The 4449-nt window shown below is 61.7% G+C and carries 3 protein-coding genes and 1 pseudogene; 3 read left to right on the forward strand and 1 reads right to left on the reverse strand.

The window, feature by feature from the left end:
- Positions 1-796, reverse strand: a pseudogene (locus V7080_RS24265) (glucose-6-phosphate isomerase); the annotation flags it as partial.
- 287 nt (positions 797-1083) lie between these two features.
- Here V7080_RS24265 and edd point away from each other — a divergent pair.
- From edd to rpiA, 3 genes are all read left to right on the forward strand, one after another.
- Positions 1084-2958 (forward strand): phosphogluconate dehydratase, encoded by a 1875-nt coding sequence (gene edd / locus V7080_RS24270; RefSeq protein WP_334190949.1) that lies wholly within the window; start codon positions 1084-1086, stop codon positions 2956-2958.
- Positions 2955-3593: a bifunctional 4-hydroxy-2-oxoglutarate aldolase/2-dehydro-3-deoxy-phosphogluconate aldolase gene (eda, locus tag V7080_RS24275; RefSeq protein ID WP_334190950.1), complete on the forward strand. Its 639-nt coding sequence runs from the start codon at positions 2955-2957 to the stop codon at positions 3591-3593. Before edd ends, eda begins: the two co-directional genes overlap by 4 nt.
- 74 nt (positions 3594-3667) lie before the next feature.
- Positions 3668-4342 carry a ribose-5-phosphate isomerase RpiA gene (rpiA, locus tag V7080_RS24280; RefSeq protein WP_334190951.1) on the forward strand — a complete coding sequence of 225 codons (675 nt, stop codon included), beginning with the start codon at positions 3668-3670 and terminating at the stop codon, positions 4340-4342.
- The last annotated feature ends 107 nt before the right edge of the window (positions 4343-4449 follow it).

Consider the following 4449-nt stretch of genomic DNA (forward strand, 5'->3'; position numbering starts at 1 on the left):
CGCCCACCCAGTCCCAGAACGGGAACATGTTTTCCGGGTCGATGCCGAAATCCCGCACGGCCGCAGTATTGGTCGAGACGGCGACGAAATGCTTCGGCAGGTCGCTTTCCTGCCTGCCATCCATAAACCATGCCCGCGCGGATTGCGCGTTCATCATGGTTTCCCGGGTCGTGAAGGTTTTCGACGCGACGATAAAAAGAGTGGTGTCCGGATTGACGCGGGACAAGACCGCATCGAGGTCATGTCCATCGACATTCGAGACGAAATGCATCGACAGTCGCGGATGCACGAACGGGCGCAGCGCCCGGCATGCCATCGCCGGTCCGAGGTCCGAGCCGCCGATGCCGATGTTGACGATATCGGTGATGGGCTTGCCGGTGCGGCCGAGCCATTCGCCGTTGCGGACCCGTTCGGTGAACGCCCGCATGTGTTCCAGTACCGCATGAACCTCTGGCAGCACATCCTGTCCATCCACGGTCAGGGTATTGCCCTTCGGCGTGCGCAATGCGGTATGCAGAACCGCGCGCCCTTCGGTGATGTTGATCTTGTCGCCGGCAAACATCGCGTCGCGCCTTGCCTCGACGTTGCGCTCGTGCGCAAGTTGCACGAGCAAGTCCATCGTCAGATCGCTGATCCTGTTCTTCGAGTAATCAAGCAACAATCCAGCCGCTTCCAGCGAAAAGCGATCGAAGCGGCCAGGGTCGGCGGCAAACAGGTCGCGCAAGCGCCAATTCATGGCTTCCGCATGGTGCGACTGCAGCGCGACGAACGAAGGAAGGGTAGAGAGGAGAGGCATTGCTGGGAGCGATGGGTTTGCTGATTTAGACATGGCCACGTCGGTTGAAGAAACGGGAAACAACTATACATCAGTATTTGGTAATTTCACTACAAACTGCCCAGGACGGTTTAATCATAGTTTGAGATAGCGCAGGAAGTCATGCGGAAGCTGGCTTCAGTATGATATTGCTCAATAGAAAGTTGCCTGGATGATATAGGAAGGCGCACTTGAATAGCACCGTAATCCTCCTGGCATAGTTCCGTAATGTAGTAAAATTTCAGAAGATTTCAAGCCAAGGATTCCATATGCCTGTCCATCCCATCGTCGCCGCGGTCACCGAGCGCATTATTTCCCGCAGCCAGCCATACCGTTTCGCCTATCTTGCCCGTCTCGACGCGGCCCGCCGCCAGGGCGTCCAGCGCGGCGTACTTTCCTGCACCAACCTTGCCCATGGTTTCGCCGCCTTCCCGCCCAATGACAAGCTGATACTGCGGCAACAAAAGCAGCCGTCGGTTGCCATCGTGTCTTCCTATAACGATATGCTGTCGGCGCATCAACCGTTCGAAGGCTTTCCCAAAATCATCAGGGAGGCGGTGCGCGAGGCCGGCGGCGTCGCCCAGTTCGCGGGCGGTGTCCCGGCGATGTGCGACGGCGTCACGCAGGGGCAGCCCGGCATGGAGCTGTCGCTGTTTTCGCGCGATGCCATCGCGATGGCAACGGCCATTGCCCTGTCACACAACATGTTCGACTCCGCCGTCTATCTTGGCGTATGCGACAAGATCGTCCCCGGCCTGCTGATCGGCGCGCTGCATTTCGGCCATCTTCCGGCGGTGTTCATCCCCGCCGGGCCAATGACCAGCGGCATGTCGAATTCCGAAAAATCCCGCATCCGCCAACTTTATGCGCAGGGCAAGATCGGCCGCGAAGAATTGCTCGAAGCGGAATCCCAGTCCTATCATGGCGCCGGCACCTGCACTTTTTACGGCACGGCCAACAGCAACCAGATGCTGATGGAGGCAATGGGCCTGCACATGCCGAGCAGCGCCTTCATCACGCCGAACACGCCGCTGCGCGAGGCGCTGACCCGCGCCGCGGCGCGACGGGCGGTCGAAATCAGCGCGCAAGCCGGCAACCCGATCCCGGTCGGCCGCGTGGTCGATGAAAAATCGATCGTGAATGCGCTTGCCGTCCTGCTTGCCACCGGCGGCTCCACCAACCATACCCTGCATCTCGTTGCCATCGCGCGGGCCGCCGGCATCGTCATCGACTGGGACGACTTCAACCAGCTCTCCGCGGTCGTGCCGCTGTTGACGCGTATCTATCCAAACGGGGACGCCGACGTCAACCATTTCCATGCCGCCGGCGGTCCGGCGTTCGTGCTGCGCGAACTGCTCGATGCGGGATTGATGCACGACGATGTAATGACGATACTCGGGCATGGCTTGCGGGCCCATTGCGTGGAGCCGTTCCTCGAAGAGGGAAGGGCGGTATGGAAGCCGGCGCCGGAAACAAGCGGTGACGACGATGTCCTGCGCAAGGCATCGGCACCATTCGCCGCCGACGGCGGCCTCAAGCTCCTGTCCGGCAATCTCGGACGCGCCGTGATCAAGATCTCCGCGGTCAAGCCGCAGCACCGGCTGGTGGAAGCGCCCGCCATCGTCTTCGACTCGCAGGATGCCTTCATGCAAGCCTTCAAGAACGGCGAGCTTAACCGCGATTTCGTCGCGGTAGTGCGGTTCCAGGGACCGCGCGCCAATGGCATGCCGGAGCTGCATTCCCTGACGCCGGCGCTGGGCAGCCTGCAGGATGCGGGACGGCATGTGGCGCTGGTGACCGACGGTCGCATGTCTGGCGCATCCGGCAAGGTGCCGGCGGCGATCCATGTGTCGCCGGAAGTGCTGGCAGGCGGCGCGCTCGGTCTTGTGCGCGACGGCGACATCATCAGGCTCGATGCGGAAGCCGGCGTGTTGCAGGCGCTGGTGCCGGTGGCGGAGTGGGCGCAGCGCAAGCCGGCGACGGCCGACCTGTCCGGCAACTATACCGGCATGGGACGCGAACTGTTCAGCGTATTCCGCGCGACGATCAGTACCGCTGAGGAGGGCGCAGCCACATTCGGCCTGCCGCCGGCGATGGCGCCGGCCAGTGAAAACCAGAAATCCAAGGAGCAAGTGACGGTATGAACACGAACAGCCTGCTGGACATCATGCATGCGTCGCCGGTGATCCCCGTGATCGCCATCGAGAACATCAATCATGCCGTGCCGCTGGCAAGGGCGCTGGTCGCAGGGGGCATCCGCGTATTGGAAGTGACGCTGCGCACCGAACACGGTTTGCCGGCAATCGGACTCATTGCCGAACAGGTGCCGGAGGCAATCATCGGTGTCGGCACGCTGACCCAGGGCGAGGAGTTCGCGGCGGCGCGCGAGGCCGGCGCGGTCTTCGGCGTGTCACCCGGGTTGACGCCCAGCCTGATCTCCGCGGCGAAAGCGAGTGGCTTGCCGCTGCTGCCCGGTGTGATGACCCCGTCGGAAGTGATGGCCGCGCGCGAAGCCGGCTTTCGTCAGTTGAAGCTGTTCCCTGCCGTGCCGGCGGGCGGCATCGGCATGCTGAACGCGATCGCCGGCCCCTTGCCCGACGTCGTCTTCTGTCCTACGGGCGGCGTGTCGCAGGAAACGGCGGCGCAGTTCCTCGCGTGCAAAAACGTTGCGTGTGTCGGCGGATCGTGGCTGACGCCGAAGGACGCGCTGCAGGCAGGCGACTGGGCGCGGATCACTGCACTGGCGAGCGCTGCGGCCGGCCTGCGTTCCGCATCCTGAATGCCGGTTGAGAAAAGTCGGCCGCGTCTGCTTGCTCGCTTAAAATAGGCGCTTTCCTTTTTTTGCACACCATCATGACCCAAGACGAACTCAAGCAAGCGGTTGCCCGCGCGGCCATCGATTACGTGGTTGACGGTGCCATCATCGGCGTCGGCACCGGTTCCACCGCGAATTTTTTCATCGACGAACTCGGCAAGATCAAGCACCGCATCAAGGGCGCGGTGGCATCGTCGGAAGCGACGGCGGCGCGGCTGAAAACGCATGGCATCGCGGTATTCGACTTGAATGATGTCGACAGCATGCCGGTGTACATCGATGGCGCGGACGAGATCACCGACCAGGGCGCGATGATCAAGGGCGGTGGTGCGGCACTGACGCGGGAGAAGATCGTGGCATCGGTCGCGAAACAATTCGTCTGCATCGCCGATGGGTCCAAACTGGTGAACATGCTTGGCAAGTTTCCGCTGCCGGTGGAAGTCATTCCGATGGCACATATGGCCGTTGCGCGGCAGTTGTCGGCGCTCGGTGGAGAGCCCCGTCTGCGCATGAAGGAGGGCAAGCCGCTGATGACGGATAACGGCTGCGTGATCATTGATGTAAACGGCTTGCAGATCGCCGACCCGGAAGAGATGGAAGCGCGGATCAACAATATCGTCGGTGTGGTGACGGTGGGGTTGTTTGCGCTGCGGGGAGCGGATATTGCGTTGCTGGGGACTGCGGAGGGGGTGAAGCGGATGGAATTTCGGTGAGGGAGTGTGGTACTTGTTTAGAAGTGGTTCCAACGTTTCAAAAACAGTATCGAACGTAATTTTGTATCCATAAGGTTCCCTCCCCCTTGCAGGGGGAGGGCTAGGGT

This window comes from Noviherbaspirillum sp. (assembly GCF_036846085.1).
GTDB lineage: Bacteria > Pseudomonadota > Gammaproteobacteria > Burkholderiales > Burkholderiaceae_D > Noviherbaspirillum.

What these genes read in the sequence shown, in the direction of transcription:
- edd (WP_334190949.1), top strand. Translation starts at nt 1,084, where the DNA reads ATGCCTGTCCATCCCATCGTCGCCGCGGTCACCGAGCGCATTATTTCC.
- eda (WP_334190950.1), top strand. Translation starts at nt 2,955, where the DNA reads ATGAACACGAACAGCCTGCTGGACATCATGCATGCGTCGCCGGTGATC.
- rpiA (WP_334190951.1), top strand. Translation starts at nt 3,668, where the DNA reads ATGACCCAAGACGAACTCAAGCAAGCGGTTGCCCGCGCGGCCATCGAT.